The following is a 26193-nucleotide window of genomic DNA, read 5'->3' as shown; positions in this document are numbered from 1 at the left end:
ATTCAATGCAACAGTGAACAGCAGGAGAAACACAAGGTGAGTGATAACCAGAGGTATGGCATCGGTTTGGCGCTAGTCCTGATGGCGGGCAGCGCAATGGCCGAGGACTTGCCTCAGCAGTCGATCCTCAAGCGCTACGGCGTGACCCCGGACCAGCTACCGGCCGCCGCGCAGGCCACCGAAAAAGCAGTGCAGCCCGAACCGGGCAGCCGCTTTCATATCGACGCAGAGCGGCCTTGGGCGAGCGTGACCTTGGGGGAGGGTAAAAAGCCTGAAACCACCGGCAATATCAGCATCGATAATGCGGCGGCCCGGGAGTTCGAGCGGTGTCAGCGGGTGCGTGGCGAACTGCAGAAGCGCGGGGAGCAGCACTACATTTCCTGCGATAACAGCGTGCCGGGGCAGAATTCGGCACCCTGGTCGCCCTGAGGGCGACCGGGTTCGATCGGTCAGTCCTCTTGGCGGACGGTGGCGACATCGGCCGCCTTGATGCGGATTTTCTTGCCGGCGATGTCTTCGAATTCGTAGAACCCGTCGGCGGTCTTGGCGTTAGGCATGTCCTTGGTCAGGTATTGCGTGCCGTTCTGCAGCGTCACCACGGTTGGCGAGGCACAGCCGCCCAGTGCCAGGAAGGCTGCAACGGCCAACGGCAGGCCCAGGTATTTGACGTTCATAGACAAACCTCTCTTCATGAATCCCGTGAGTCCACCATGATTGGCGGCTCGCGACTATATGGCTATCCGCCCTTGGTGTGATTAACCGCAAGAAAGTTCTGCGGCTCCGTAAAAAAACCTGTAACGCCACTTATCCAATAGTGTTTGCCAGGGCAGGTCGGCAGCTGTTATCTGTATGCATAACCAGTATCCACCTCTTTGCGGCGCGCTTGTCCTGTGACTTCCAACCCTCTGGAAAACCCTCTTTATTACCTGCACAACTTTCAGCAGGTGCTGGCGTGGCTCAAGCTGCGCTACGCCGATGTGCTGTCACCCGAAGAGCGTAGCTTCATCGACGACTTCTCGGCGCTGGCCCAGCCATCCCAGGCCCTGCTGGTGCGCATGATCATGCGCAAAGGCTGCCATTTTCGCACGTCCCGGCTGGTCTATGAAGAAATCGGCGATACTCGCGCGGCCGTCGCGCCGCTGGTGCGCCTGGGCTGGGTCGACGAGCAGGCGCCGCTGACCCTGGAAGAACTGTTCAACCTGTTGCAGAAGGCGGAAATCCTCCAGGTTTTTCGCGCGCAAATCGAACAGCCGAAGGCCCGCAAGTCCGACTGGCTGGCCGCCTTGGCGCCGTTGTTCGACGAGCCGCGGAGCCTGGGCCAGTGGTGCCCGGATCTGGAGGACGGGGTATGCAGCCTGACGGTCATGGCGCTGTGCGAGCGCCTGCGCCTGATGTTCTTCGGCAACCTGCATCAGGACTGGTCGGAGTTCGTGCTGGCCGACCTGGGCATCTTCACCTACGAAAAGGTCGAGTTTCGCGACGACGCCCGGGCGCTGCGCAGCCGCGCCGACGTCGAGGGTTTCCTGTACCTGGAGGACTGTCGGCAGCATTTTGAAAGCGGCGCGGCGCTGGAGGAGGTGCTGGCGAGCATCCAGGCGTTCGCCAGCGACAATCCCTGGTTGCAGCGGCGCCGGGCCAAGCTGCTGTTCCTGCTGGGGCAACACTGCGAGCGGCTAGCCGAATGGCCGCTGGCCGCCGCCATCTACCAGGCCTGCGCCGATCCCGGGGCGAGAGCGCGGCTGATCCGCGTCTTCGAGCGCAGCGGCGATTATCCGCAGGCGCTGGCCCTGGCCGAGGCGGCGGTGCTGGCTCCGCACAATGCGGCCGAGCAGCAACAACTGCTGCGGCTGCTGCCCAGGTTGCGGCGCAAGTTGGGCGGCCCGGCCACGCCGCGTGGCGGCACCCAGCCGACGCTGCGCCTGGACCTCAGCCTGCCGCGGGTCGATCCGGCGCTGTCGGTGGAATTCCATGTGCAGGCCCATCTCCACGAGGCGCAGGCACCGGTGCATTACGTGGAGAACAGCCTGATCAATTCGCTGTTCGGGCTGCTCTGCTGGCCGGCGATCTTCGCGCCGCTGCCCGGGGCGTTCTTCCACCCGTTCCAGCGCGGCCCGGCCGACCTGTTGAGCGAGGACTTCCACAGCCGTCGCACCGAACTGTTCCAGGCCTGCCTGGCGGAACTGGATGACGGGCGTTATGCGCAGACCATCCGCCAGCGCTACCTCGACAAGTGGGGCGTGCAGTCGCCTTTCGTGTTCTGGGGCGCCCTCGACGAAGAATTGCTGGAGCAGGCACTGGCCTGCCTGCCGGCCGAGCACCTCAAGCACTGGTTCGAGCGCCTGCTGCAGGACATCAAGGCCAACCGCGCCGGCATGCCGGACCTGATCCAGTTCTGGCCGCAGCAGAAAACCTACCGGATGATCGAGGTCAAGGGCCCTGGCGACCGCCTGCAGGACAACCAGCTGCTCTGGCTGGAGTTCTGTCGGCAGCACCAGATGCCGGTGGCGGTCTGCTACGTGCAATGGGCGGAGCAGGACGGGTGAACTACCGCATCGCGGTACGGGCGCTGTGCGAATTCACCGCCAAGGTCGGCGACCTCGACCTGCGCTTCACCCCGTCGCCCACAGCGCTGGAGGGCATCCAGGGCCATCGCACGGTGGCGGCGCGGCGCAGCGCGCACTATCGGAGCGAGGTGCCCCTCGAAGGCAGCTTCGGAGCGTTGACGGTCAAGGGCAGGGCGGATGGCTACGACCCGGACGCCAACCTGCTGGAAGAGGTCAAGACCTACCGCGGCGACCTGGAGCGCATGCCGGCCAACCATCGCCAGTTGCATTGGGCCCAGGCGAAGATCTATGGCTGGCTGCTGTGCCAGCAGTTGCAATTGAGCAGCATCCGTCTGGCCTTGGTGTACTTCGACATCCTCAGCGAGCGCGAGACGTCGCTGGTGGAAGAGCACGATGCCCAGGCCCTGGAGCAGTTCTTCAACCGGCAATGCAGCCTGTTCCTGCAATGGGCCGAACAGGAACTGGCCCACAGGCACGCCCGCGACCAGGCCATGGCGGCGCTGGGTTTTCCCCATCCCGACTTCCGCTCCGGGCAGCGCGCGCTGGCCGAGTCGGTGTACAAGGCGGTGAGCACCGGGCGCTGCCTGATGGCCCAGGCGCCGACCGGGATCGGCAAGACCCTGGGCACGGTGTTTCCCATGCTCAAGGCCATGCCGGGGCAGCAACTGGACAAGCTGTTCTTCCTCACCGCCAAGACCCCGGGACGCAAACTGGCGCTGGATGCCGCCGGGGTGCTGTTCGAGCGCAGCCCCGGGCTGCCGTTGCGGGTGCTGGAACTGGTGGCGCGGGACAAGGCCTGCGAGCACCCGGAGCTGGCCTGTCATGGCGAGTCCTGCCCGCTGGCCAAAGGTTTCTACGACCGTCTGCCGGCGGCGCGGCAGGCGGCGAGCCAGCGGTCCTTGCTGGACCAGCAGGCGCTGCGCGAGATCGCCCTGGCGCATGGGCTGTGCCCGTATTACCTGAGCCAGGAAATGGCCCGCTGGAGCGATCTGCTGGTAGCGGACTACAACTACTATTTCGATTTCAGCGCCTTGTTGTTCGGCCTGGCGCAGGCCAACCAATGGAAGGTCGCCGCGCTGGTGGACGAAGCGCACAACCTGGTGGAGCGCGGGCGCTCGATGTACAGCGCCAGCCTCGACCAGTACCAGCTGAACACGGTGCGCCAGGCCGCCCCGGAGCCGCTGAAGAAGCCGCTGCAACGGCTCAACCGGGAATGGAATGCCCTGCACAAGGAACAGCTGCGGCCGTACCAGGCCTATGACCAGGCGCCGGCGCCGTTGCTCAAGGCGCTGTCGCTGTGTATTTCGGCGATCGGCGATTACCTCAACGACCACCCGCAAGGGCTGGACAGCCGGTTGCAGGGGTTCTATTTCGACGCGCTGCAATTCGCCCGGGTGGCCGAACTGTTCGACGAGCAGTTCCTGTTCGATATCAGCAAGCGCGAACTCAACGCCCGGCGCAGCCTTTCCGAGCTGTGCCTGCGCAACGTGGTGCCGGCGGGCTTCCTGGCGCCGCGGCTGAGCGCGGCGCGCAGTACGGTGCTGTTCTCGGCGACCCTCAACCCCTGGCATTACTACCGCGACCTGCTGGGGCTGCCGGAGACCACTGTATGGGTGGACGTGGAGTCGCCGTTCAGTGCCGCGCAACTGGACGTGCACATCGTCAGCCGGATCTCCACCCGTTTCGCCCATCGCCAGGCGTCGCTGGCACCCATCGTCGAGCTGATCGCTAGCCAGTTCCGCCAGCGCCCCGGCAACTACCTGGCGTTCTTCAGCAGCTTCGATTACCTGCAGCAGGTGGCCAGCCTGCTGGCCGAACAGCATCCGGATATTCCTTTGTGGCAACAGTCGCGCGGGATGGATGAAGGGCAACGCCAGGGGTTTCTCGAGCGCTTCGACGCCGATGGCCAGGGAGTGGGTTTCGCCGTGCTGGGTGGGGCGTTCGGCGAGGGTATCGACCTGCCGGGTTCGCGGCTGATCGGCGCCTTTATCGCCACCCTCGGCCTGGCCCAGCTGAACCCGGTGAACGAGCAGCTGAAACGGCGCATGGCGGCGATTTTTGGCGCCGGTTACGACTACACCTACCTGTACCCCGGCCTGCAGAAGGTGGTGCAGGCCGCGGGCCGGGTGATTCGCAGCCAGCAGGACCGCGGCGTAGTGATGCTGATCGACGACCGGTTCGCCGAGCCCCGGGTCCGGCAATTGCTGCCGGGCTGGTGGTCGCTCGACGCCCCGGGCGACGAGGTGCTTCAGGGCGCCGGGTAGGCGGCGTCGCGGATCTCCCGGGTAAAGGCCCCCGACATGCCCTCGAAGGCGGTGTTGGTCAGCGCCACCACGGTCAGCCTGGCCTGCGGGTCGACAAACCAGCTGTGGCCGTAGGCGCCACCCCATTGCAGGGTGCCCTTGGATTGCGGGGTGCCGGCCAGGGCCGGATCGTCCAGCACCGCCCAGCCGTAGCCGAAGCCCCAGCCCGGCCCCTGGGTCTGCGCCTGGGCGCCGACCTGGTCGGTCATCATCGCCTGCACGCTGCGGGCGGAAAGCAGCGGGCCGCCACCCTGGCGCAAGGTGTCGAGAAAACGCGCCACGTCCATGGCGGTACCGGCCATGCCGGCGCCACCGGAAGGGTAGGCGCGCGGGTCGAAGATCCGCTTGAGGGAGAACAGCGTGGTGCTTTCGCCGACCCTGATCGCCGCCTCGTCCTGCATCCGGCTCGGCCGCGGACGGTCATCGCGGTAAACCGCGCCGAGGCGGGCAGGGTCCTTGACCGAGAATGCGGTGTCGTTCATGTGCAAAGGCTGGGTGACCAGCTCCTCGGTCAGGGCTGGCAGGCTTTTGCCGCTGGCCTTTTCCAGCACGGCGCCGAGCACGTCGATGGCCATGGAATAGCGCCACTGCGTGCCCGGCGGATAACTCAAGGGCACGCTGGCAATGCGCTTCAGGTTGTCTTCCAGGCTTATGCCCGGCTCGGCCAGGCCATCCGACACCCCGGCCGTGCGATACGCCCCGTGCTCGGCCTCGAGAAAGCCATAGCTCAGGCCGGCGGTGTGGGTCAGCAATTGCTTGAGGGTGATCGGCGGGCGGGTGCCATCGGCCAGCCTTGGGCGGAAATCCGGCAGCCATTGGCTGACCGTATCGTCCAGGGACAGCGTGCCCTGTTCCACCAGGCGCATGGCGACCACGGACACCATGGGCTTGGTGATAGAGGCCAGGCGCAGGATGGTGTCGCCGGTCATGGGCCGGGCCGCCTCCCGATCGGCGAAACCGGCGGCGCGCTGGTACACCACCTGGCCATCGCGCATCACCACCACCACGGTGCCGACGATCCGCTGTTCGCCGATGGCGCGTTCGATGGCCGTGTCCATGCGCCTGCCGAGTTCCTCGTCCGGCGTGGCGGCGCTGGCCAGCGAAGCGCCGAGAGTGGCTGCCAGGGCGAGCAGGCCTTTATGGGGTCGATCCATGGGGGGAGCCTCTATAATCACAATGTCCGCTATGATTAACCGGCATTCGTTCTAATTTCAATAGTGATCACTATGATAAATAACCCTGCTGCCGTGGTGCGCCGTCGTGGACGGCCGATTGCCTTTGATCGCGACCAGGTCCTGGGCCTTGCCGCGCAGGTGTTCTGGCGCCTGGGCTATGAAGGCGCCTCGATGCCGGAGTTGTCGGCGGCCATGGGCATCACGGTGCAAAGCCTGTATGCCGCGTTCAGGTCCAAGGCCGAGCTTTACCAGCAGGCGCTGGCGCATTACCAGCGCAGCACTGGCGCCTTTGCCGAGCGGGCACTGTGCGAGGAGGCGGATGTGGTGGACGGTTTCCTCCGTCTGCTGCGCGAGGCGGCCCATGAATACAGCCTGCCCGGGCGGCCGCGGGGCTGCATGATTTCCACCGCGACCCTGACCTGCGCGGTGGAAAACGATGCGCTGCGTGAGTTCGTCAGTGCCCTGAGGGCCAACACCCTCAAGGCCTTTGAAGCACATATCGAGCAGGGCATCGCCAGCGGGCAACTGCGCGCCGATACCCAGGCAGCGGCGCTGGCCCGGTATATCGGGGCGATCATTCAAGGCATGTCGGTACAGGCCCAGGATGGTGCGGATTGCGCAGCGTTGCTGGCAATCGGCGAGTTGGCGGGGCGGGAAATACAGCGGGCCAGGGCCTGACGGCAGGCTGGCCAATGAGTGAACCTCAGCGGCTGCCGAGGCCTGTTCCATCCTGTGAGACGCGGATGAACCGGCGCAGGGTTTCACCCGGCCCGGTTCGGAACTCGGTGGGCCGGGGGTGGCCCTCGTCCGCGGCGATGAAGACGAAGTCATCGCCGTCCAGCCGATAGCTGGCCGGCAAGTGCTTGCCGGTGTCGGCGCCCATGGAGTCGACCCAGGTAATGGATTTCGGCGTGGTCCGGGTATCGAGGGTGAAACTGCCCGCGAGCAACAACTCGCCTTCGAGCGTCACGACGCGGAACCCTTGCCCCTGGATCAGGGTAAGAGCTCCTGGGGCGCCATGTTCGTCAGGCGGGTTGCTGACCCCGTTGTCCTCGTACTCCACCTGTTCCCAGGCACCTTGAAGCTGTTGCAGGTCGAACTGGTCGTCGCGGGTCATCGTCGTTCGAGCCTTCTGTCTTCGCTGGATAAGAGGGGGGTCAGTTGAAAATGTTGCGCCCGATGCAGTACGTCAGCAGGTCCTGGTCGCTCTCGACTTCCAGCTTGCGCATGGCGGAGATTTTCTGCGCGCTGATGGTCTTCGAACTGCGGTTCTGGCTGCGGGCAATGTCACTGACGCTCTTGCCGGAAACGAACAGCCGCAGGATTTCAAACTCCTTGGGCGAGAGCATGGAAATCCGGTCGTCGATGCTTGCATTGGACTCGATGACCGAGCTCGGCGCAGGTTCGATACTCTGATAGGAACCTCTTTCGACAATGGTCTTGAGCGCCACCTGGATTTCATTGTGCAGCTGGCTTTTCTGGATCACTCCGACCACCCCCAGCTCATGCAGGCGCGTGAGGATCAACTGGTTGGAGATCATGGTCAGGATCAGGATCTGCAGGCGCGGGAAGTGGCGCTTGAGGTACTCGACCAGCTTGAGGCCGTCGCCGTAGGGAGAGTCCCCGGGCATGTTGTAGTCGGTAATGACGATATCGACCGGCTGTTGTTCGAGAATCTCGATCAAGCCCTGTGAGCTGATGGCCTCACCGACTATTTCAAAGTTGCTTTCCCGTTCCATCAGCTCGCGAACGCCGAGCAGAACAATCGGATGATCGTCGGCGATGACTACTTTAAATTTTTCCATGACTAGCCACTCGTAATACGCCGGTTGGTAAGGAGAAAGAGTAAAGGATTGCGCTCATCAAATCTTGTCGCGTCTCATTCAAGTGCATTAAGAATATCCGTCAAGCTTTGTATCAGGCTTTTCACCTCAAGGGTCACGGAAGAGGTGATCGCGCTTTGCAGTATCCGGGATTCCAGTTCGGCGCAGTTTTTCGCCAGCCCGCTCAACTGCACGGCACCCAGCGCCCCGGCGGCGCTGTGCAGCCGTTCGGCGAGCCGCTTGGGATCCTGGGCGTCGAGGGCGTCGGTCACGCTCTGGACATCCTGGCGCATGGTGGTAATGAACAGCTCACGCATTTTCGGGGACAGCTCGATCATTGTGTCGCCGGTCGCGGGGGAAGGCGTTGCATCGATCATCGGTTGCGGTTCCTGGGCAGGCGCATTCGCGCAGAGATTCGACAGGTACTGGTGCAGCGTCTGCAGGCTCAAGGGTTTGACCAGCCAGGCATTCATGCCGACAGCCATGCAGCGGGCGCCTTCTTCGCGCATGGCATTGGCCGTGACCCCGACGATCGGAGTCTCCCGGTCACGCTCACGCAGGGCGCGGGTCAGTTCATAGCCGTTGAGCAGCGGCATGTTCACATCGGTCAGCACCAGGTCGAACACCTGCGGCTGCCAGAGCTGCAAGGCTTCTTCGCCATTGGAGGCGGCGGTCACCGTGCAGCCCAGGGCTTCGAGTTGCTCCTTGATGATCGCCTGATTGATCGCGTTGTCCTCGGCCACCAGGATATGCAGGCCGAGCCTGCTGCTCAGGTCGCATTCGGGAGCGGCGGGCGCGATGGTTTTCCCGTGCAGGGTCAGGGACACGGCCCTGGCGATGGCCCGCACATCATGGGCATCCACGGTGCAACCTCGCGGTGGCGGTGGCGGGTGTTCGCCGGCGACGCACAGGACCCGTGGCCCGGCCCAGGCCGGCAGGCTGTCGGAGGGCTGGACATCGACCAGCAGGTTGGCCTGGCGCGACTCTTCGACAAAGGCCGGCAACGGCTTGGCGACCACGCCGAGGCGATTCAGCCAGTCACTGGTGCTCTGCGCCAGCTCCACGGCGGGAGCCCGCACATACACCGCCTGGGTGCTCGGCAGGATGTCCGCGCAACCTTCCAGCGCGCCCGGCATGACCTTCAGCCCCAACCGGAGCGAGAAGCTGCTGCCCAGGCCCGGCTCGCTGACCACGCGTATCTGGCCGTCCATCATTTCCGTCAAGCAGCGGCATATCGCCAGGCCAAGTCCGGCTCCGGCCTCGCTGGAGGCGTCGCGTACCTGGTAGAAGGTGTCGAACAGGCGTTCCTGTTGCGCCGGTGAAATGCCGATACCGGAGTCGGTGACCTGCCACTCCAGGCTGGCCTGGCCATCCACGCAGTGCAGGAGCTTGACGCGCAATACCACGCGCCCGGTGTCGGTGAACTTGATGGCGTTGCTGAGCAGGTTGCTGAGGATCTGCCGGATCCGTACCGGGTCGCCCAGCAACTGGTCGGGCAACGCCGCATCGACACAGGCATACAGCAGCAGGCCTTTGTTTTCGGCGAAGACGCTGTAGGCGTGCAGCGTGTCCTCGATCATCTGCAGTGGGCAGAACGCCTGGGACTCGATCGCCATCTGTTCGGATTCGATCTTGGAAATGTCCAGGACATCGCTGATCAATTGGAACAGGGTGCTGGACGAGCGCTGGATGGTTTGCAGGTGCTCGCGCTGGCGGGCATCCAGGCGCGTCAGCCCGAGCAGTTCCAGGGTGCCCAGCACGCCGTAGAGCGGGGTGCGTATCTCGTGGCTCATGGTGGCGAGGAACAGGGTCTTGGCTTCGCTCGCCGCATCGGCGGAGCGTCGCGCCTGCTCCAGCATGGCCGCGCCCTCGATATGGCTGGTCACGTCGTGGAAGGCACAGAGCAAGGCATCCTCGCCCTGGTAACGGGTGGGCACGAACCCTACCTGCAGGTGAGTACCGTCGATGTCCAGCCGGGTTTCACCGGCGACGCACAGGTCCTGCCGGCTCTCCAGGGCCATCCGCAGTTTTGTGCTGCCTTGCCATTGCTGGGCCTTGCGGTTTTCCAGCAGGACCTTGAAGTCCGAGCGACGCACCACGCACAGGCCGGTGGGCGCGCTATCGATCACGGCCCGGCTGAAGGCCTCGCTCTCGGCGGTGCGTTGGTAAGCCTCGTAGACCGGTTTGACGATACGCGACTGATACCGGCGACTGACCAGCCAGCCACAGCCAATGCCGCCGATCAGCAGGGCCAGCAAGACCGGCAAGGGCCACAGGGTGTAGTTGAAGTAGCTCTTGAAACCGATGGTGTAGAGGGCGCTCCAGGGTTCGGCGGAATGGCTCGAGACTTTGAAGACCATGCCGTCGCTGGTGATGTTCAGCCCGTCATGCAGCACGACGCCCGGTTGCAGCGAACCGCTCAGCACCTTTCCGGAGGGGGCGACCAGGGCGACATGGTCATAGGTCGACCACGGCATGAGTCGTTTGATGTCATTGACCAGATCCATGCTGAACAGCGACGCGACGCCGATCTGCTTGCCGCTGTCCTGGACTCGTGACCATTGCGGCCCGAGATGGGTGCTGACATAAGCCAGCAGCCGGACGGGCGCCTCGTTGGCCTGATGGGGGACGAGGGGTTGCCAATCGACCACGCCATCGGCCCGTGCCGAATCTTTCGCCAGCAGATGTTTGAGCGTTTGCAGGACGAGGGTCTTGTTGGGGGTGTCGTTTTTCCAGAGCGGGTCGCGTGAATGCCCGGCGGCCGGAATGCCGATATTGAAGTTGCCCACGGCATCGAACAGGAAAAACGGCGGTGACTGGTAGTGGGAAGTGGACCAGAAGGCGCTGTAATAGTCGGTCAGGTGCTCTCCCAGGTCGGCCAGCCGGGCCAAGGTGTCAGGCTCGACGCTCTGGTGATTGACAGAGAGGCTGAAGGGCGTGGAAAAGGCAAACTCCTGGCCCAGGTAGTTGTGCGGCCCCTCTTCGGGCAAGGCGCTTTTCAGGTATGAAACCGAGTCGTTGGCGTGAAGGGGGATCTTGCTACTTTGTACGGCCACGCCCCGGAGGAAGTCTTCATGTTCGCGGATGTCTTCCATCATCCGCGCAAAATGCGCTTTGAACCTGCCGTGTTGTTCTTCGAGCAGCTTGTGCGACGACCAGTAACTGATGGCGATCAACAACAGGGTCAAGCCGAGGAAAATCAACAATCCCTTGTTCAGGCGAGTCGAGTATCGTTTCAGATTCTCGATGAGCGTGTCCTGGTGGTTCATCACTGGTATCCAAAAAAGCATGAAAAAGTCGAAGCCTTGAGGATTTTACCTTTAAACAACGACTTGTCAGTGATGTGGGGCATGTAATCCTGAAGGGGCGGATGTCCTCGGGTCAATAACTGGCGGCTGGACCGTCGTTCACCAGCAACTGTTGAAACTGTTCGGAGGGGACTGCGCGAGAGATCAGGAAACCCTGCACCTGGCTACAGTCGATCTTGCGCAGCAGCGCCAGCTCCTCGGCGCTTTCCACGCCTTCGGCCACCACGGTCAGGCCCAGCTGGCGACCCAGGGCAATGATGCTGGTCAGGGCCTTGGTCAGTTCTTCGCTGGCGTGGCATCCCTGGACCAGGGCGCGATCGATCTTCAGTTCGGTGAACGGGGTGGAAACCAGGTTCATGTACGAGCTGTAGCCCTTGCCGAAGTCGTCCTGGGACAGGCCGAAGCCCTTGATGCGCAAGCGGCAGGCACCGGCATAGAAGTTACTGATGTCCTGGGGCACCGAACACTCCATGAGTTCGAAACAGATCTGCCCCGGTACTCCCTGGTGTTCCATGACAAAGTCGAACAGGCGGTCCGCCAGGTCGTGGCTGTTGAGCAGATGGGTCGGCAGATTGATCGACACCGGAATGTCGTAGTCCTGCTGGCGCCAGCGTGCCTGGGCCTGGATCGCCTGGCGCAGGACCAGCCACAGCAGGTCCTCCTCGAGGTCGAAGGACTTGAGGGCGGGCAGGAAGGTGTCGGGGAGCAGCATGCCCTGTGACGGATGCATCCAGCGGACCAGGGCTTCAGCGGCGACGATGCGACCGTTGAACAGTGATTTCTTGGGCTGGAACCAGGCTTCGAACTGCTCTTGCTCGATGGCCTGGGCCAGCGCCGCCCGACTGAGCATGGAGGTGGGCAAGGGGCGCGGCGAGCTCGGCTGCGAAATGCTCAATTGAGTGGTCAGGGTCTGCAAGGCGGCAAGGTTCACCGGTTTCGAGATCAGGCCGATGACTTTCACCCCGAGGTTCTTGGCAACCAGGCTGGCACTCATCAGCATGCGCCGCGAAGCCGAGCTCATGATCGCCAGCGCCGGCTTGGAGTGCAGGGCGGCCAGTCCCTGGATGAACTGCACGCCATCCATTCCCGGCATCAACAGGTCGGTGAGCACCAGGTCGAACTTGCGCCATTTCAAGCGTTCCAGCGCCTCTTCGCCATCCCGGGCGCCTTCCAGGTAGTAGGGGCCCAGCTCACCGAACAGATGTTGCAGGTACATGTGCTGGAAGGGATGGTCTTCAACGATCAATATGCTACAGGGCTTCATTCTTCGCTCTTTCATAGGGCGCTAGGTAATTGAACAGGGCGCGTAATGCAAAAGGTTTGACCAGGCAATGGTTCATTCCGGCCGCCAGACATTGCTCTTCTTCTCCACGCATCGCGTTGGCCGTGGCACCGATGATCGGGACCGTACAGCCACGGCGTCGCAACTCCTTGGCCAGTTCATAGCCATTCATCATGGGCATGTTGACGTCGGTGAGGACCAGATCGAACCGCTCGGGGTCCCACATCGACAGGGCTTCCTCGCCGTTTGACGCAAGCTCCACGCTGCAGCCCAGCTCTTCCAGCTGATCCCTGAGGATCAGTTGGTTGATGACGTTGTCTTCGGCCACCAGCACGTTCAGGTTCAGTTGCTTCAACGTCCAGTGTTCGTTGTGATTCTCGGCCTTGGCCACCCACAGCCCCTGGGCCTGGCTGACCGCCTGATGAATGGAACGCAGGTGGTTCAGGTTCACATGCCAGCACCCGGCACGAACCTGCGGTTCGTTGTTGCCTGCCCCGGTGGCGAGGATCAGCGGACCGGGCCAGTCGGGCTGCAGGCGTTGTTCCAGTTCGCCGGGGTGAACCTCGACCAGCAGGCAATCGCTGGTCGGCGCGATCTTCGAGGGATGGCAGAGTTGCACCCGAGCACCCCATTGGCGCAGCCAGCCGCCGATGGATTCCGCCAGCTCGCGGACGCTGGACATCACATAGATGGTTTCCGGCAGCAGCTGCGTGGCGGGCAGGGTGACCGGCCCATCGATCGCCGCTTCCAGGGGCAGGGTGAGGGAGAAGCTGCTGCCCAGCCCCAGTTCGCTGACCATGCGCAGGCTGCCGTTCATCAATTGCGTGAGACGCTGACAGATAGGCAGGCCCAGGCCGGTACCCGCCACCACGTTGGCGTTGCCGCCGGTTTGATAGAAGGGTTCGAAGATCAACGGCTGATGATCCTGGGCAATGCCTTTGCCGGTGTCGGAGACCTGCCACAGGATGCTGGAGCGCTCGCCATCGCGGCTCAGCAGGCTGACCCGCAGCACGATGCGCCCCAGGTCGGTGAACTTCACCGCGTTGTTGAGCAGGTTGCTGAGGATCTGCCGGATCCGGGTGACGTCGCCGATCAGTCGCTCGGGGATTTGCGGGTCCACGCAGGAATACAGCAGCAGGCCCTTGTTCGACGCCGCCGCGGAGTAGCCCTGAATCAGTTCGTGGACCAGGTCCAGTGGCGAGAACTCATTGAGCTCCAGGGCCAGTTGCCCGGCCTCGATCTTGGACACGTCCAGCACATCGCAGATCAGCTGCAACAGGGTCGAGGAAGAACACTCGATGGCGCGCAGGTAATCGCGCTGCTGGGTATCCAGTTGAGTGCGCGCGAGCAGCTCCAGGGTCCCCAGCACGCCATAGAGCGGGGTGCGAATTTCATGGCTCATGGTGGCGAGGAACAGGGTCTTGGCTTCGTTGGCGGCGTCGGCCATCTGCCGCGCTTCTTCCAGCGCGGCTTCCACCTGCTTGCGCGCGCTGATGTCGCTGAAGGCGCAGAACAACACGTCCTCGCCCTTGTAGCGGGTGGGCGCGGAACTCAGGTAAAGATGACGCCCGTCGGTGGTCTCGAAGTAGTCGAAGCGGTTCGGTTCGTGGCTCTTGAAAGCTTGCTGGATCCAGCCGGCGCAGAGTATTTCCCGTTCGATACCGTCGCCCAGCCACTGCTGCGCCAGGGTGTTCTCCAGGACCACCTGGCCATCGGTACGCCGCAGCACGCACAAGGCCACGGGCGCGGTCTGGATCACGTCGCGGCTGAACAGCTCGCTCTCGACCAGCGCCTGGATACGGCTCAGCGCAGGGGTGATGAAACGGTGCTCGATGCGGCGGGTCAGCAGGCAGATCAGGCTGATGCTGAACAGGCAGAACGCCAGGGCGCCGGCCAGCTGTGGCCAGAGCGCAATCAGCAGGGACTGCAGGCTGAAGGAGTAGACCAGTTGCCAGTCGGAGGTCATCAGTTGCTTGCGGATCACCAGGTGATCGGGCCACCAGCCACTGCCGACAAAACCGAAGAAGTTGCTGCCTTGCAGTTGCTGCAGGGCCTGCCCCAGGCGCCCGGCCGGGGTGTTGGTGAACAGCAGCGCGCCTTCGGAGTTGAACATCATGAACTCGCCGGCGCTCTGGTCGCTGAGGGCCTTGAGCACTTCCCGCCCATCCATTTCCAGGCCCAGCCAGCCGGAGTCATCGGTGCGCTCGTCGAGCCGGGTGAAAATGTACAGCTGCGAAGTCTGCGTGGACGGGTCGGTCAGCCACAGCTCGTCGGTGTCCGGATGCTCCCCATGGTTCAGGACCTCAAGCTTGGAGAGGATGGTCCTGGGCAGGTTGGGGGAGGTCGGGTTGCTGCTGTAGAGGCGCATGACCCGGGCCTCGGGGCCAGGGCTTACATAGAGCAGGTTGACCTGCTTGGCCTTGAAGTATTCGCGCATGCGCTGGCTCAGCCAGATGCTCCACGGATCATCGATGTCGCCCAGTTGCAGGTGCAGTTCTTCGCTGGAAGGCGGATACCCCTGGACCTGCTTGGATCGGCGCACCGCGGACAGGCTGAGGCTTTCCAGCAAGGCCTCGCGGCTGGTGAAGAAGGTCTGGGCTTCGGCGATGGCGCTGCTCATGTAGCCGCGGCGCCGGGAAATGTCGTTGCTGAGGGTGGAATTGAGGAAGTTGTAGACGGCGCCAAGGATGCCGACCAAAAGAATGAGCGCGAAAAGACGCAGCAACCTGCTGGCGGCTTCAGGACTGGAAAATAGGGGACTGATCTGATGAAGGTAGGTCTTTAATCTCATTGACCCACTCTAAATAAACCCTCATTAATCCGGGATAGGACGATCCTTAAAGTCGCGGTATTTCGCCGCTTCCAGCCTGATACACGACGAAAAAAACCTGGCACGGGCGCCAGGTTTTTTCAGTGGGGCATGCCTCGCGACAGCGGCTCAGACCATTGCCAGTCGCTGCTTGCGCAGTGGTATGGGGAAGGCCTGGTCGATGGCCGCCAGGTCTTCGTCGTGCAAGCGCAACCCGGCCGCCTCGGCATTCAGCCGGACATGCTCGGGGTGTACCGCCTTGGGAATGGCGATCACGCCGTCCTGGCGCAGGACCCAGGCCAGCGAGACCTGGGCCGTGGTCACGCCATGGCGGTCGGCGACCTGCTGCAGGGTGGGGTGGCGCAGCAGCTTGCCGGCCTGGGCGATAGGGCAGTAAGCCATGAGCGGCAAGCGCTGTTGTCGCGCGGCGGGTAGCAGGTCGAATTCGATGCCGCGTTCCTCGATGTTGTACAGCACCTGGTTGGTGGCGCAGGCCGGGCTCGCCAGTTCCTCAAGGTCATCGAGGTCGAAATTGGAAACGCCCCAGCGGCCGATCTTGCCGTCTTCGCGCAGGCGCTCGAAGGCTTCCACGGTTTCCTCGAGCGGGTACTGCCCACGCCAGTGCAGCAGGTACAGGTCGATGTAGTCGGTACCCAGGCGCCGCAGGCTGCGCTCGCAGGCCTGGAGAATGCCTTTGCGGCTGGCGTTGTGCGGGTACACCTTGCTGACCAGGAACACCCGGTCGCGCTGGCCGGTGATGGCGGCGCCAACCACTTCCTCCGCGCCGCCCTCGGCGTACATCTCGGCGGTGTCGATCAGGCTCATGCCCCGTTCGATACCAGCCTGCAGCGCGGCAATCTCGGCGTTGCGCTGGTGGCGCTCCTCGCCCATGCGCCAGGTACCCTGGCCAATCACCGGGACGGGTACGCCCGCCAGCTCGAGTGTTCGCATGACAATCTCCTGAAAGGGTTAGGGATCCAGAGAAGCAAAGGCGCGGGGGCCGGTCAAGGTAACGAAGAGGCGGGAGAAACTCTCATATTCATTTAAGGAATAAAATAACTACTATTTATTCCTTTTAATATGAAAAGACACAGGGCACCTTAGAGGCCTGCACGGCGCTGTGCCAGTGCCCACCCCAGACAGGAAGGCCCATCATGACCATCAAGGCAATCAATGTTCGCAACCAGTTCAAGGGCATCATCAAGGAGATCCATGAAGGCCAGGTGGTCTCGGAGATCGATGTGCAGACCGCCTCGGGCATCGTCACCTCGGTGATCACCACGCGCTCGGTGCGCGACCTGGAATTGAAGGTCGGCAGCGAGGTCATCGCCTTCGTCAAATCCACCGAAGTGTCGATCGCCAAGCTCTGAGATTCGCGATCCCGCCCCCCGCGTCATGCCCCGCACCGCGCTTGCGACCCTCGCCGAACCCTGCCACAGGGCACCGGCGAGGCTGGCAAGCCGCCTGTTCCCGAGAAAAGTCGGGCCTCTTTAGAATGATTATTTCTTTGGGTTATGGGATGCGCTGATTCGCGCATATCCATCGCAGCGGAAAACACGCTGTTGTCCTGCTCCCGTCCGCCATGAAATCCATCCGGCTGCTGAAGCGGAAAATCCCGCGCGAGCGGCTGCGCTGAAGCTGTCCCGGCAGCCGCGATTGCTGTTCGATCGGCATCTTGTGCGGCGTTCGCCACTCCCTAGAATCCGCCCCATCAGCTTCGTCCAACTATCGAATCGCTTAGGGAGTTTCACCATGATGAATGCCATGCAGATGCAAATGCCGATGAACGCCAACATGCCGATGATGCCAATGATGGGCATGCCGATGATGATGGCGACCATGAGCTGCGAAATGATGGACGACGGCATGCTGTGCAAGATGATGCCGGCCGCGGGCATGGACATGGCCATGTTCAAGAACAGCGCGCAAATGATGCAGATGATGATGAACTGCGGCATGCCGATGATGATGCACTGCGCCAACATGAGCATGATGTGCATGTCCCAGGCGAGCATGGCCATGCCGATGATGGGCGCCATGATGCCAATGCCGATGATGGGCATGCCGATGCCATCGATGAAGTGCGTGATGGAGTGCACCGTCGAGGCCGACTGCATGATGTGCAAGATCATGCCAATGGCCGGCATGAACATGGACATGATGAAAAGCTGCTGCGCCCTGATGATGAAGATGATGAACGACTGCGGCATGCCGATGATGATGAGCTGCAACGGCATGCCAATGATGTGCTGCACCTGCTGATTTCTCGCAGCGGCACAGAAAAAGCCCGGCCGGGACGATCCCGCCGGGTTTTTTTATTTCAGGCACCCACTCGAACTTCGGATTCCCCCTGGGGTTGGGCGACGGCCCTTGCTCGTTCCCGGTACTGCCGTGGCGAGCATTTGATGATGCGCTTGAAGGCATTGCTGAACGCGCTGTCGGACTCGTAGCCCAGGGCCTGGGCGATCGAGGAAATCGTCAGGTGGGTGTTGCGCAGGGACCGGGTCGCCAGTTGCATGCGCCAACGCAACACGTATTCCAGGGGCGAAAAGCCGGCGGCCTGTTTGAAACGCAGCGCCAGCGTCGAGCGCGAGACACCCGCCACTCTGGCCAGGGCCTCGACCGTCCAGCGTTGGGCAGGGCGGGTGTGAATAGCCTGAACGGCGGCACCGATACGCGGTTCGGACAGCGCCGAGAGCCAACCCGGTGTATTGCCTCCTTCCTGCTCCAGGTAAATGCGCAGTACCTGCACCAGCATGATGTGGCCCAGGTGCTGGACCATCAGGGCGCCGCCCGGGGATGGGGTGGAGAGTTCGTGCGCCAGCCGCTGCAAGGCCCAGCGCAATACGGATGCCTGGTCCGACTCGCTCTTGATCACCGCGACCGGTGGCAGGCTGTCGAACAAAAGCTCGGCTTCGTCGCCAAAGGCGAAACGCCCGCCGACCAGAAAGCAATCTTCATCACTGCCGCAGTGCGCCACGCCGTTAACGGCGTGAGGGTAGATCTCCTCGGCAGCGATCGCTGGCAGCGAAAGATCGCTGCCAATCAACAGGGGGCGCCCACGGGATAGCAGGAAACAGTCGCCTGCTTGCAGCCATATCGGCTCTGCTTCTCCTTCCACGGCCAGCCAGCAAGCCCCCCGCACAAGCACGTTGAACTTGACGCCTTCCGGCGCCGGGAAGCGCACGGCCCAGTCGCCGCCGGCTTTCAAACCACCGAAAAAGGAATGCTGGCTACTGAGCTGGGTGAGGACTTCTGATAGGGGATCCATGTATCAAACCGGACGCTCTCGATAGAAAGTAGGACGCCATTGCATTCACGCTCCAGGTTCGGGCTCGCAGAATGAAAGCGCTTCAAATTGGCAGCTTGGTTTCCATTCGTAAAGGACATTGCAATGACCCATAGACAGACGCCTGTTCATTCCGGTTTCAGCGCAGCTTCGACGGCATCCGAGGTACTCGAAGGCCTCGATCTTTCCCGAATCACGGCTCTGGTAACGGGAGGGCATTCCGGCCTGGGCCTGGAAACCACTCGGGCGCTGGCCGGCGCCGGGGCGCGGGTGATAGTGGCGGCCCGCGATCGCCAGGCGGCCCAGGCCCGGGTTGCCGGTCTCGCCAATGTCGAGGTGCATGGGCTGGACCTGGCCGACCTGGCGAGCATCAAGCGTTTCTCGGAGGCGTTTCTGGCGAGCGGCACGCACCTGGACATATTGATGGGCAACGCCGGCATCATGGCTTGCCCTGAAACCCGAGTGGGACCCGGTTGGGAGGCGCAGTTCGCGACCAATCACCTGGGCCACCATGCGCTGGTCAACCGGCTCTGGCCGGCGTTGCAAGGCGGCGCCAGGGTGGTGATGGTGTCCTCCGCGGGCCATCACTCATCCGCCATTCGCTGGGACGACCCGCAGTTCGATCGGGGCTACGACAAGTGGCTTGCCTACGGCCAGTCGAAAACCGCCAACGCGCTGTTCGCCGTGCACCTGGACCGGTTGGGGCGCGAGCAGGGCGTGCGGGCGTTCTCTCTGCACCCCGGCATGATCGCCACACCTCTGCAGCGTTACCTGCCCAAGGAAGAAATGCTCGCCCTGGGCTGGATAGACGCCGAGGGCAATCCGGCGAACCCGGCCTTCAAGAACACTCGGCAAGGCGCCGCCACCCAGGTCTGGGCTGCGACATCGCCGAAGCTGGATGGCCTGGGTGGGTTGTATTGCGAAGACTGCGAGGTGGCCAGGCTCGACGAGAGCGAGCCGGCGTCGTTCGTTGGTGTAAGGCCCCATGCAGTCGATCCGGAACAGGCCGAACGTCTTTGGCGCCTGTCGGCCGAACTGACCCGGGTGGATGCCTTCTCATGAGCCGTGGTGTGTTTTTCGCGGTAGAGATTTGCGTGGCGCAACTCCACCTTCAGTCCAGGCGTTCCGGGTAGGTCACCACCAGGTAGGCCACCGCCTCGCTGTCGGCGGGGTTGCGGTAGCGGTGCGGCTGGTCGGCGTAGAACAGGATCGAGTCGCCGGTGGAGAGCAGGTAGCGCTCCTCGTTGACGCTGATTTCCAGTACGCCCTGGGACACCACCAGGTTTTCCTGGACCCCCGGTCCGTGTCCTTCGGACTGGTCTTCGCCGAGCGGGCTCAGGCGCAGTTCGTAGAATTCCGACTGGCGCGCCACGTCGAAGGGGAACAGGGCACGGCTGACAAAGGCGCCGTTGGCGCTGACCAGGCGTTTGCTCCGGCTCGACGGCAGCACCGCCACGCCTTCGAAGGCGCGGTGTTCGAGAAAGGCCGCGACCGACACTTTCAGGCCCTTGGCGATCTTGCACAGCACCTTGATCGACGGCACGCTGCGCCCGGATTCGATCTGCGCCAGCATCGCCCGGCTGACCCCGCACTGGCGGGCCAGGGCATCCAGGGACAGATGACGCTTGCTGCGCAGGCGTTGCAGGTTCTGCGCGACCCGTTCGCTGATGGGGTCCTCTTCCTGAGTCTCCAGGTGGGTCAAATCAAGGCCGGGTTCGTCGGCGCTCGCCAGAAAGCGCGAGGGTTCCTGGGCGCTCACGCGTGGTAGGTCCTGGTCGGCCGGGCCGCCTGAACCCACTGGAACGCCTGGTAACCGGCATTGCGCGCGTACATCTCCCACATGGCCCGGGCCAGTTGCTGGGCCTGCTTGCGTTTGCGGAACTGGGCGAAGTCGATAACGCTGTCAGTCGGTTTCATAAGGCACTTCACTGTCGTGACCAATGGGCGGGATGAGCTGAGAGTACGTGGTTATATTTATAACCATAAATACTGATTATTTATTTATTAATTCCTTTGTGTTCTTAGGTGCCGGGCCGTGGCAAAGCCCGCTCAAATCACATGGGCCTTGTGCAATTCGGTCAGGGACAACGCCTTGAGCCGGGCCAGCAGCGGGTCGCGGCGGTCCCGCGGGTGGCTCAGTTGCACCGCCAGTTCCTGGCGAATACGGCTGGGGCGGTTGTCCATCACCAGCACTCGGTCGCTCAGGTACAGCGCCTCGTCGACATCGTGGGTCACCAGCAGCAGGGCGATGGCGTGACGCTCGGCCAGTTGCAGCAGCAGGTCCTGCAGTTTCATCCGGGTAAAGGCGTCCACCGCGCTGAAGGGTTCGTCCAGCAACAGCACCTGTGGCCGCGCGTACAGGCCGCGGGCGATCGCCACCCGCTGCGCCATGCCGCCGGACAGCGCCTTGGGCAGGGCCTGGGCAAAATCCGCAAGGCCGACTTCCTCGATCAGTTGCGCGACCCAGGCGCGGTCGTAATGCGCGTCGTCGCCAAAGCCGATGTTCTGTTCCACCGTCAGCCAGGGCATCAGCCGCGGTTCCTGGAAGACAAAGGCCAGGCGCTCGGTGTGGCTGCGCAGTTGCCCCTGAAAGTCCTTCTCCAGGCCGGCGACGATGCGCAGCAGGGTGCTTTTGCCGCAGCCGCTGGGGCCCAGCAGGCTCACGGTTTCCCGCGGTTGCAATTGCAGGTGGATATCGTGGAGGACGGTGGTGGCGGCGAAGGTCTTGCGCTCCACGTGGATGTCCAGCAGGGCTTGGGTCATGGCCCGATCCTCTGTGCGTTAGTCGTTGCGGCCTTGGCCATTGAAGGTGTCGCGCCAGGCCAGGAAGCGTTTTTCCAGGCCGGCGAGGAGGCCGTCGCTGAGCTTGCCCAGCACCGCGAGGACGATGATCGCCGCCAGCACGATGTCCGGCCGCGAGGTTTCCCGGCCGTCGCTGAGCAGATAACCCAGGCCCTTGGTGGCGGCGATCAGTTCGGCGGCCACCAGGAACATCCAGGCCAGGCTCATGCCGCTGCGCAAGCCAGTGAACAGCCCGGGCAGGGCGGCCGGCAGGAGAATCCGCCGCACCAGCCGACGCCGGCCGAAACCGTACATGTGGCCGACCTCCACCAGCTTGCGGTCGATATCGCGAATTGCCGCCACGCCATTGAGGTACACCGGGAAGAAGGCGCCGATGGCGATCAGCACCACCTTCGAAGTTTCGTCGATGCCCAGCCACAGCAGGAGCAACGGCACCCAGGCCAGGCTGGGGATCGAGCGCAGGCCGGCGAAGGTCGGCTCCAGGTAGGCCTCGGCTTCCCGGCTCAGGCCGACCCAGGCGGCGAAGACCAGCGCCAGGCCGGCGCCGATGGCAAAGCCCAGCAGCACCCGCAGCAGGCTGGCGCCGATGTGTTTCCACAGCGCGCCTTCGGCCAGGTCGCCGAGGGTCAGGGCGATCTCGCTGGGGGCCGGCATCTGGTACGACGGCAGCCAGCCGATGCGCACCACGAACTCCAGTAGCAGGATGATCACTACCGGCAGGGCCAGGCCCTTGAGGCGCAGGCGCCAGCGGGCGGGGTTGAAGCGTGGGAGCTTGCCCGGCGCGGACAGGGCCAGGCGGGTCGAGAGGTTGTTGCTGTCGCTGCTCATGGCGATTCTCCGGCAACGCCGAATCCGCGCCAGGCGCGGGCTCGGTCGTCGCCTGGGCGGTAGGTTATTGACGGGCCACGGCCTGCTTGACGCCGGTGTCGAGCAGTTGGTCGATCACCTGGTCCACGTTCACCCCGCGGCGCACCAGTTCCTCGGACACCAGGATCGGCGCGGCGGCCTTGGAGGCCAGCACATCCTCGGCGCTCAACCGCGGGTTGCCGAGGTCGGTGCGCGACAGTTGCAGCCGGGCCACTTCCAACGGCAGGCCGGATTCGTCGGCCAATAGTTTGGCCAGCTCGTCCGGGTGCTTGACCGACCATTCGCGGGCCTGCTCGTAGGCGGCGATCACGCTGGCGATGGTCTGCGGATGCTCCTTGGCGTACTGCTCGGTGACGCTGAGCACGCCGTAGCTGTTGAAGGCAGTGTTGCGGTACAGCAGGCGCGAGCCGGCCTGCACTTCGCTGGCGGCCATGTGCGGGTCGAGGCCGGCCCAGGCGTCGACGTCGCCTTTTTCCAGGGCGGTGCGACCGTCCGGATGCTGCAGGTGTACCAGTTCCACATCGTCTTTTTTCAGCCCGGCCTGTTGCAGGCTGCGCAGGGTGAACAGGTAGGGATCGGTGCCTTTGGTGGCGGCGATCTTCTTGCCCTTGAGGTCGGCGACTGTCTGGTACGGCGAATCCTTGCGCACCACCAGGGCGGTCCATTCGGCGCGGCTATAGACATACACCGACTTGATCGGGCTGCCGTTGGCCCGGCTCAGCACCGCCGCCAGGCTGGCGGACGAGGCAAAGTCGACGCCGCCGCTGTTGAGGTATTCCAGGGAGCGGTTGCTGCCCTGGCTGAGAACCCAGCCGACCTTGGTCTGGGGCAGGGCCTTTTCGAGAAAGCCGAAGTGCTTGAGCACCAGGCTGACCGGCGAGTAATAGGCGTAGTCCAGGTGCACTTCGGCCGGCGGGTTTTCCGTGGCCTGGGCCAGGGGTTGCAGGCCTAGCGCCAGGACGCAGGCGCTGAGCAGGTATCTGGCGCGAGCCAGGGGGAAACGCAAGACGGGTTTCATGGAGGGCTCCGGACAAGGCGGCGAGAGGGCAATGTTGTTATTTCCGCTCCTTATTTCAAAAGTCGCGGACGACTGGAATAAATCCTGCCGGAAAGGAATATTGCAGGCTCTGTGCCATAGCCGGGGAAGGGCGGTTTCAAGGTGTTCCAACAGGAAAAAAGCCTCTGGCGATGTTGCCTGGCCAACAGTCTGTTGCCGCGCTGTTTCTCCACCAACAGCCTTCTGGCGCGGGTGCAAAAGCGGCTATGAGCTTATGCGTTAACAGAATTTCAAAAGTGGATTCTAAGAGCGTTATGTTCTAGAAAATCCGCTTTTCCAATCATCCAGGAATTTCCCATGACGCTCTCCCGACGCCTGCGCCGTCTGCTCTTCAGCACCCTGTTCGCGGCGCCCCTGGCCCAGTCCGCCGAGCCGCTGGTGCTGCAGGTCGGCGACCAGAACTACTACAACGTGCGCGCCTCGGTGGAGGCCTCGGGTGTGCTCGAAGGCGCGCCCTACAAGGTCGAATGGAAACACTTCCAGGCCGCCGCACCGCTGGCCGAAGCGCTGAATACCGGGGCCCTGGACCTGGGCTTTCTCGGCGATTCGGGCTTTCTGTTCCTCGCCGCGAAGCAGGCGCCGGTGAAGCTGATCGGCGTCTCGCGGCAGAACCCGGACACCATCGCCTTGCTGGTGCCCAAGGATTCGCCGGTGAAGACCATCGCCGACCTCAAGGGCAAGAAAGTCGCCTACTGGCCCGGCGCCTGGAGCCAGCAACTGACCCTGCGCGCCCTGGAGCAGGCCGGCCTGCCGGAGGACCATGTCGAGTTCATCAAGCTGATGCCGATCGACGCCGCCGCGGCCTTGCCCCAGGGCAGCATCGACGCCTTCCCGGTGTGGGAACCCTATATTTCGCAGCAGATCCTGTTCTCCGGCGCGCGGCCGATCCTCACCGCGAAGAACCTGATGCCCGGCCTCAGCGCCATCGCCGCCTCGACCCCGGCCATCGACAGCAAGCGTGAAGCCATCGCCGACTTCCTCGGCCGCCTGAAACTGGCCCGCGCCTGGGTCGACAGCCACACCGACCAGTACGCCGACCTGTGGGCGAAAAAGGCCAACCTCGATCCGAACGTCTCGCGCCATTGGCTGCGCCAGGCGCACATGAGCGTCGGCCCGGTGGACCGGCAGGCCGCCGCCGACCTGCAAAGCACCGCGGACTTCCTGTTCAAGGTCAAGGCGCTGCCGGCGCCCTTGGCCACCGCGACTGTTGTCGACACTTCCTTTACCCAGGCCCTGAGCCAGTGACGCCTTGCCGGGGCCAGGTCACAGGCCCCGGCGCATTCAACGCCCTTCGTGCTGGCGCCGATAAGCCCCCGGTTGCACGCCCACGGCCTTGGCGAAGGCGCGGGTAAAGGCCGCGACCGATTGATAACCCACTGCCGCGCCGACCTGTTCCACGGTGTGGTTGGCCTTGAGCAACTGGCAGGCATGGCGCATGCGCAGCGCCAGCAGGACCTGGCCCGGGGATTGCCCGGCCAGTTCGTTGAAGCGCTTGAAGAAGGCCGAGCGCGACAGCCCGGTGCAGGCCGCCATGCTTTCCAGGGGCCAGGGTTGTTCGGGGTGTTCGATCAGCTGTTCCAGCAGCGCGGCGAAGGCCGGGTGCCGGGCCAGCGCCACCAGCCCGCCAAGGCCCTGGTTATCGGCCACCTGCTGGCGCAGCACATAGAGGAACAGCAGGTGGCTCAGGCGCTCCAGCAGCGCCGAGGAGGGCGCGGGCGTGCGCTGGCACTCTTGCAGGATCAGCTCGAACAGGGCCCGGGCCGCGCTCAGGGACGGGTCGCCGGCGCGCAGCACGATCCAGTCCGGCAGGCCGTCGATGATCAGCGACGACAACCCGGACCTGAAGTGAAAGAAACCGCAGACCAGGCCCACGCCATCCTCGGCCTGATCTTGTGCGTGAGCGTCGAGCGCCTGCATGGCCCTGCGTGGCAGTTCAAGGGCGACGCCATGCGCTTCGGCGCTGGACAGGCGATAGTCCAGGTCGCGCAGCAGGAACAGCGCATCCCCGGCATTCAGGCGCTGGGCCGGCTCATGGCCCTCGATATGCAGCCAGCAATGGCCCTGCACGATCAGGTGGAAGCTGGCCCGGGCCAGGCCGTGGGTGCTGGCGTGCCAGCCGCCGCAGTAGCGGCCGACATGGAACAGGCTGGCGTCGAGTTCGAGGCTTTCTAATAACCAATCAACCAGTGGGCTGGACGAAATCATCTAATGGAAACACTCAGGAGCAAGTAATCGCTACTTTAGAATATGGATCGAAATTCTTATAACCAACAGACTGGCCGGACACCTACACAGCAGGAGTCCACCGCATGTCGCGCATCACTCTACACAGCCTGCAAAGCGCTCCCGAAGCGGCCCGGCCGTTTTTGCAGAACGCCCAGAACAACTCGGGGTTCATCCCCAACCTGCTGGGCATCCTGGCCAATGCCCCGGCGGCGCTGGAGACCTACGTTACGGTATCGGCGCTCAATGGCAAGGCCGAGCTGAGCCTGGCCGAACGGGAGGTGGTGCAACTGGTGGCCGCCACCACCCACGGTTGCGATTTCTGTGTGGCCGGGCACACTGCGGTGGCGCAGAACAAGGCCAAACTGCCGGACGAAGTGATCAGCGCGTTGCGTGAGCGCAGCCCCTTGCCGGAGGAAAAACTGCAGGCATTGGCTGCCTTCGCCGCCGAGGTGATCGCCACCCGTGGCAACGTCAGCGAGCCGACGTTCGCGGCGTTCAAGGCCGCCGGCTACAGCGAGGGTAATGCCCTGGAAGTGATACTCGGGGTGAGCCTGGCGACCCTGTGCAATTTCGCCAACGTGTTCGCCCGCACGCCGCTGAACCCGGAACTGGCCAAGTACCGCTGGCAAGCGCCGCAGCAATGATGCAGCGGCTTGATTCAAGGCACGGCCGTTGGGCCGGTGCCGCG

24 protein-coding genes are annotated in these 26193 nt (G+C 63.6%); 9 read left to right on the top strand and 15 right to left on the bottom strand.

The genetic code is table 11. The annotated features are described in order from the left end of the window. The first annotated feature begins 36 nt into the window (after positions 1–36). Positions 37–429: a hypothetical protein gene (locus BMY68_RS07910; RefSeq protein WP_085530737.1), complete on the top strand. Its 393-nt coding sequence runs from the start codon at positions 37–39 to the stop codon at positions 427–429. A 20-nt stretch (positions 430–449) separates the two neighbouring features. Here BMY68_RS07910 and BMY68_RS07905 read toward each other — a convergent pair whose 3' ends face one another. Next, positions 450–674: a YgdI/YgdR family lipoprotein gene (locus BMY68_RS07905; protein ID WP_007922767.1), complete on the bottom strand. Its 225-nt coding sequence runs from the start codon at positions 672–674 to the stop codon at positions 450–452. A gap of 216 nt (positions 675–890) precedes the next feature. On the opposite strand from BMY68_RS07905, the gene BMY68_RS07900 reads away from it, so the two are divergent. Both BMY68_RS07900 and BMY68_RS07895 read left to right on the top strand, forming a co-directional pair. Beyond that, positions 891–2543 (top strand): VRR-NUC domain-containing protein, encoded by a 1653-nt coding sequence (locus BMY68_RS07900; protein ID WP_085530738.1) that lies wholly within the window; start codon positions 891–893, stop codon positions 2541–2543. Next, entirely contained in the window at positions 2540–4828 is a 2289-nt protein-coding gene (locus BMY68_RS07895; RefSeq protein WP_085530739.1) for an ATP-dependent DNA helicase, read from the top strand. Before BMY68_RS07900 ends, BMY68_RS07895 begins: the two co-directional genes overlap by 4 nt. Here BMY68_RS07895 and BMY68_RS07890 read toward each other — a convergent pair. Continuing rightward, entirely contained in the window at positions 4813–6021 is a 1209-nt protein-coding gene (locus BMY68_RS07890; RefSeq protein ID WP_085530740.1) for a serine hydrolase domain-containing protein, read from the bottom strand. The two genes, BMY68_RS07895 and BMY68_RS07890, sit on opposite strands and share 16 nt — an antisense overlap. A 72-nt stretch (positions 6022–6093) precedes the next feature. Between BMY68_RS07890 and BMY68_RS07885 the strand changes: the two genes are divergently transcribed. Then, positions 6094–6720, top strand: a complete 627-nt coding sequence (locus BMY68_RS07885) for a TetR/AcrR family transcriptional regulator (protein ID WP_085530741.1) — start codon at positions 6094–6096, stop codon at positions 6718–6720. Positions 6721–6745: 25 nt separating this feature from the next. On the opposite strand, the gene BMY68_RS07880 is transcribed toward BMY68_RS07885, so the two are convergent. The 6 genes from BMY68_RS07880 to BMY68_RS07855 form a co-directional block, all read right to left on the bottom strand. Then, the gene (locus tag BMY68_RS07880) at positions 6746–7159 is read right to left on the bottom strand and encodes a TIGR03067 domain-containing protein (protein ID WP_009044060.1); all 414 of its coding nucleotides are present in this window, start codon (positions 7157–7159) and stop codon (positions 6746–6748) included. A 40-nt stretch (positions 7160–7199) separates the two neighbouring features. Then, positions 7200–7847: a response regulator gene (locus BMY68_RS07875; protein ID WP_009044059.1), complete on the bottom strand. Its 648-nt coding sequence runs from the start codon at positions 7845–7847 to the stop codon at positions 7200–7202. A gap of 74 nt (positions 7848–7921) precedes the next feature. Further along, complete coding sequence (locus BMY68_RS07870) at positions 7922–11134, bottom strand: hybrid sensor histidine kinase/response regulator (protein WP_085530742.1); 3213 nt, start codon at positions 11132–11134, stop codon at positions 7922–7924. Positions 11135–11246: 112 nt separating this feature from the next. After that, on the bottom strand, positions 11247–12437 hold the full coding sequence (locus BMY68_RS07865; protein ID WP_085530743.1) for a response regulator cyclic di-GMP phosphodiesterase PvrR: 1191 nt from the start codon (positions 12435–12437) through the stop codon (positions 11247–11249). Continuing rightward, a complete protein-coding gene (locus BMY68_RS07860; protein WP_085530744.1) occupies positions 12424–15246 on the bottom strand; it encodes a response regulator in 2823 nt (940 codons plus the stop codon). Before BMY68_RS07860 ends, BMY68_RS07865 begins: the two co-directional genes overlap by 14 nt. A 147-nt stretch (positions 15247–15393) precedes the next feature. Further along, complete coding sequence (locus BMY68_RS07855; RefSeq protein WP_085530745.1) at positions 15394–16215, bottom strand: aldo/keto reductase; 822 nt, start codon at positions 16213–16215, stop codon at positions 15394–15396. A 203-nt stretch (positions 16216–16418) separates the two neighbouring features. On the opposite strand from BMY68_RS07855, the gene BMY68_RS07850 reads away from it, so the two are divergent. Beyond that, on the top strand, positions 16419–16634 hold the full coding sequence (locus BMY68_RS07850) for a TOBE domain-containing protein (RefSeq protein ID WP_009044054.1): 216 nt from the start codon (positions 16419–16421) through the stop codon (positions 16632–16634). Positions 16635–17016: 382 nt separating this feature from the next. Continuing rightward, on the top strand, positions 17017–17526 hold the full coding sequence (locus tag BMY68_RS07845) for a hypothetical protein (RefSeq protein WP_062825983.1): 510 nt from the start codon (positions 17017–17019) through the stop codon (positions 17524–17526). A gap of 58 nt (positions 17527–17584) precedes the next feature. On the opposite strand, the gene BMY68_RS07840 is transcribed toward BMY68_RS07845, so the two are convergent. Beyond that, positions 17585–18535, bottom strand: coding sequence for an AraC family transcriptional regulator (locus BMY68_RS07840; RefSeq protein WP_085530746.1), 951 nt, complete (start codon positions 18533–18535; stop codon positions 17585–17587). Between the two features lie 123 nt (positions 18536–18658). Between BMY68_RS07840 and BMY68_RS07835 the strand changes: the two genes are divergently transcribed. Continuing rightward, positions 18659–19615: an SDR family NAD(P)-dependent oxidoreductase gene (locus BMY68_RS07835; RefSeq protein ID WP_085530747.1), complete on the top strand. Its 957-nt coding sequence runs from the start codon at positions 18659–18661 to the stop codon at positions 19613–19615. A gap of 49 nt (positions 19616–19664) precedes the next feature. Here the strand turns inward: BMY68_RS07835 and BMY68_RS07830 are convergent, their stop codons facing one another. The 5 genes from BMY68_RS07830 to BMY68_RS07815 all read right to left on the bottom strand — a co-directional run bounded on the left by BMY68_RS07830 (position 19665) and on the right by BMY68_RS07815 (position 23240). Further along, positions 19665–20246, bottom strand: coding sequence for a helix-turn-helix domain-containing protein (locus tag BMY68_RS07830; protein WP_172962996.1), 582 nt, complete (start codon positions 20244–20246; stop codon positions 19665–19667). A gap of 62 nt (positions 20247–20308) precedes the next feature. After that, the gene (locus tag BMY68_RS29840; RefSeq protein WP_175534815.1) at positions 20309–20470 is read right to left on the bottom strand and encodes a hypothetical protein; all 162 of its coding nucleotides are present in this window, start codon (positions 20468–20470) and stop codon (positions 20309–20311) included. A gap of 132 nt (positions 20471–20602) precedes the next feature. Next, positions 20603–21316: an ABC transporter ATP-binding protein gene (locus BMY68_RS07825; protein WP_085530749.1), complete on the bottom strand. Its 714-nt coding sequence runs from the start codon at positions 21314–21316 to the stop codon at positions 20603–20605. Between the two features lie 18 nt (positions 21317–21334). After that, entirely contained in the window at positions 21335–22183 is an 849-nt protein-coding gene (locus BMY68_RS07820; protein ID WP_085530750.1) for an ABC transporter permease, read from the bottom strand. A 64-nt stretch (positions 22184–22247) separates the two neighbouring features. Continuing rightward, positions 22248–23240 carry an aliphatic sulfonate ABC transporter substrate-binding protein gene (locus BMY68_RS07815; RefSeq protein WP_085530751.1) on the bottom strand — a complete coding sequence of 331 codons (993 nt, stop codon included), beginning with the start codon at positions 23238–23240 and terminating at the stop codon, positions 22248–22250. Between the two features lie 336 nt (positions 23241–23576). On the opposite strand from BMY68_RS07815, the gene BMY68_RS07810 reads away from it, so the two are divergent. After that, positions 23577–24524 (top strand): ABC transporter substrate-binding protein, encoded by a 948-nt coding sequence (locus BMY68_RS07810; RefSeq protein ID WP_085530752.1) that lies wholly within the window; start codon positions 23577–23579, stop codon positions 24522–24524. Positions 24525–24560: 36 nt separating this feature from the next. Here the strand turns inward: BMY68_RS07810 and BMY68_RS07805 are convergent, their stop codons facing one another. Continuing rightward, positions 24561–25484 carry an AraC family transcriptional regulator gene (locus BMY68_RS07805; RefSeq protein ID WP_085530753.1) on the bottom strand — a complete coding sequence of 308 codons (924 nt, stop codon included), beginning with the start codon at positions 25482–25484 and terminating at the stop codon, positions 24561–24563. Positions 25485–25588: 104 nt separating this feature from the next. Here BMY68_RS07805 and BMY68_RS07800 point away from each other — a divergent pair, with 104 nt between their 5' ends. Beyond that, the gene (locus tag BMY68_RS07800; protein ID WP_009044043.1) at positions 25589–26149 is read left to right on the top strand and encodes a carboxymuconolactone decarboxylase family protein; all 561 of its coding nucleotides are present in this window, start codon (positions 25589–25591) and stop codon (positions 26147–26149) included. Positions 26150–26193: the final 44 nt, after the last annotated feature.

The sequence above is a fragment of the Pseudomonas sp. NFACC41-3 genome, from assembly GCF_900109505.1.
GTDB classification, from domain to species: Bacteria; Pseudomonadota; Gammaproteobacteria; order Pseudomonadales; family Pseudomonadaceae; genus Aquipseudomonas; species Aquipseudomonas chlororaphis.
Note: the sequence above shows the minus strand (reverse complement) of the source record. Positions and strands in the feature narration are given on the sequence as shown.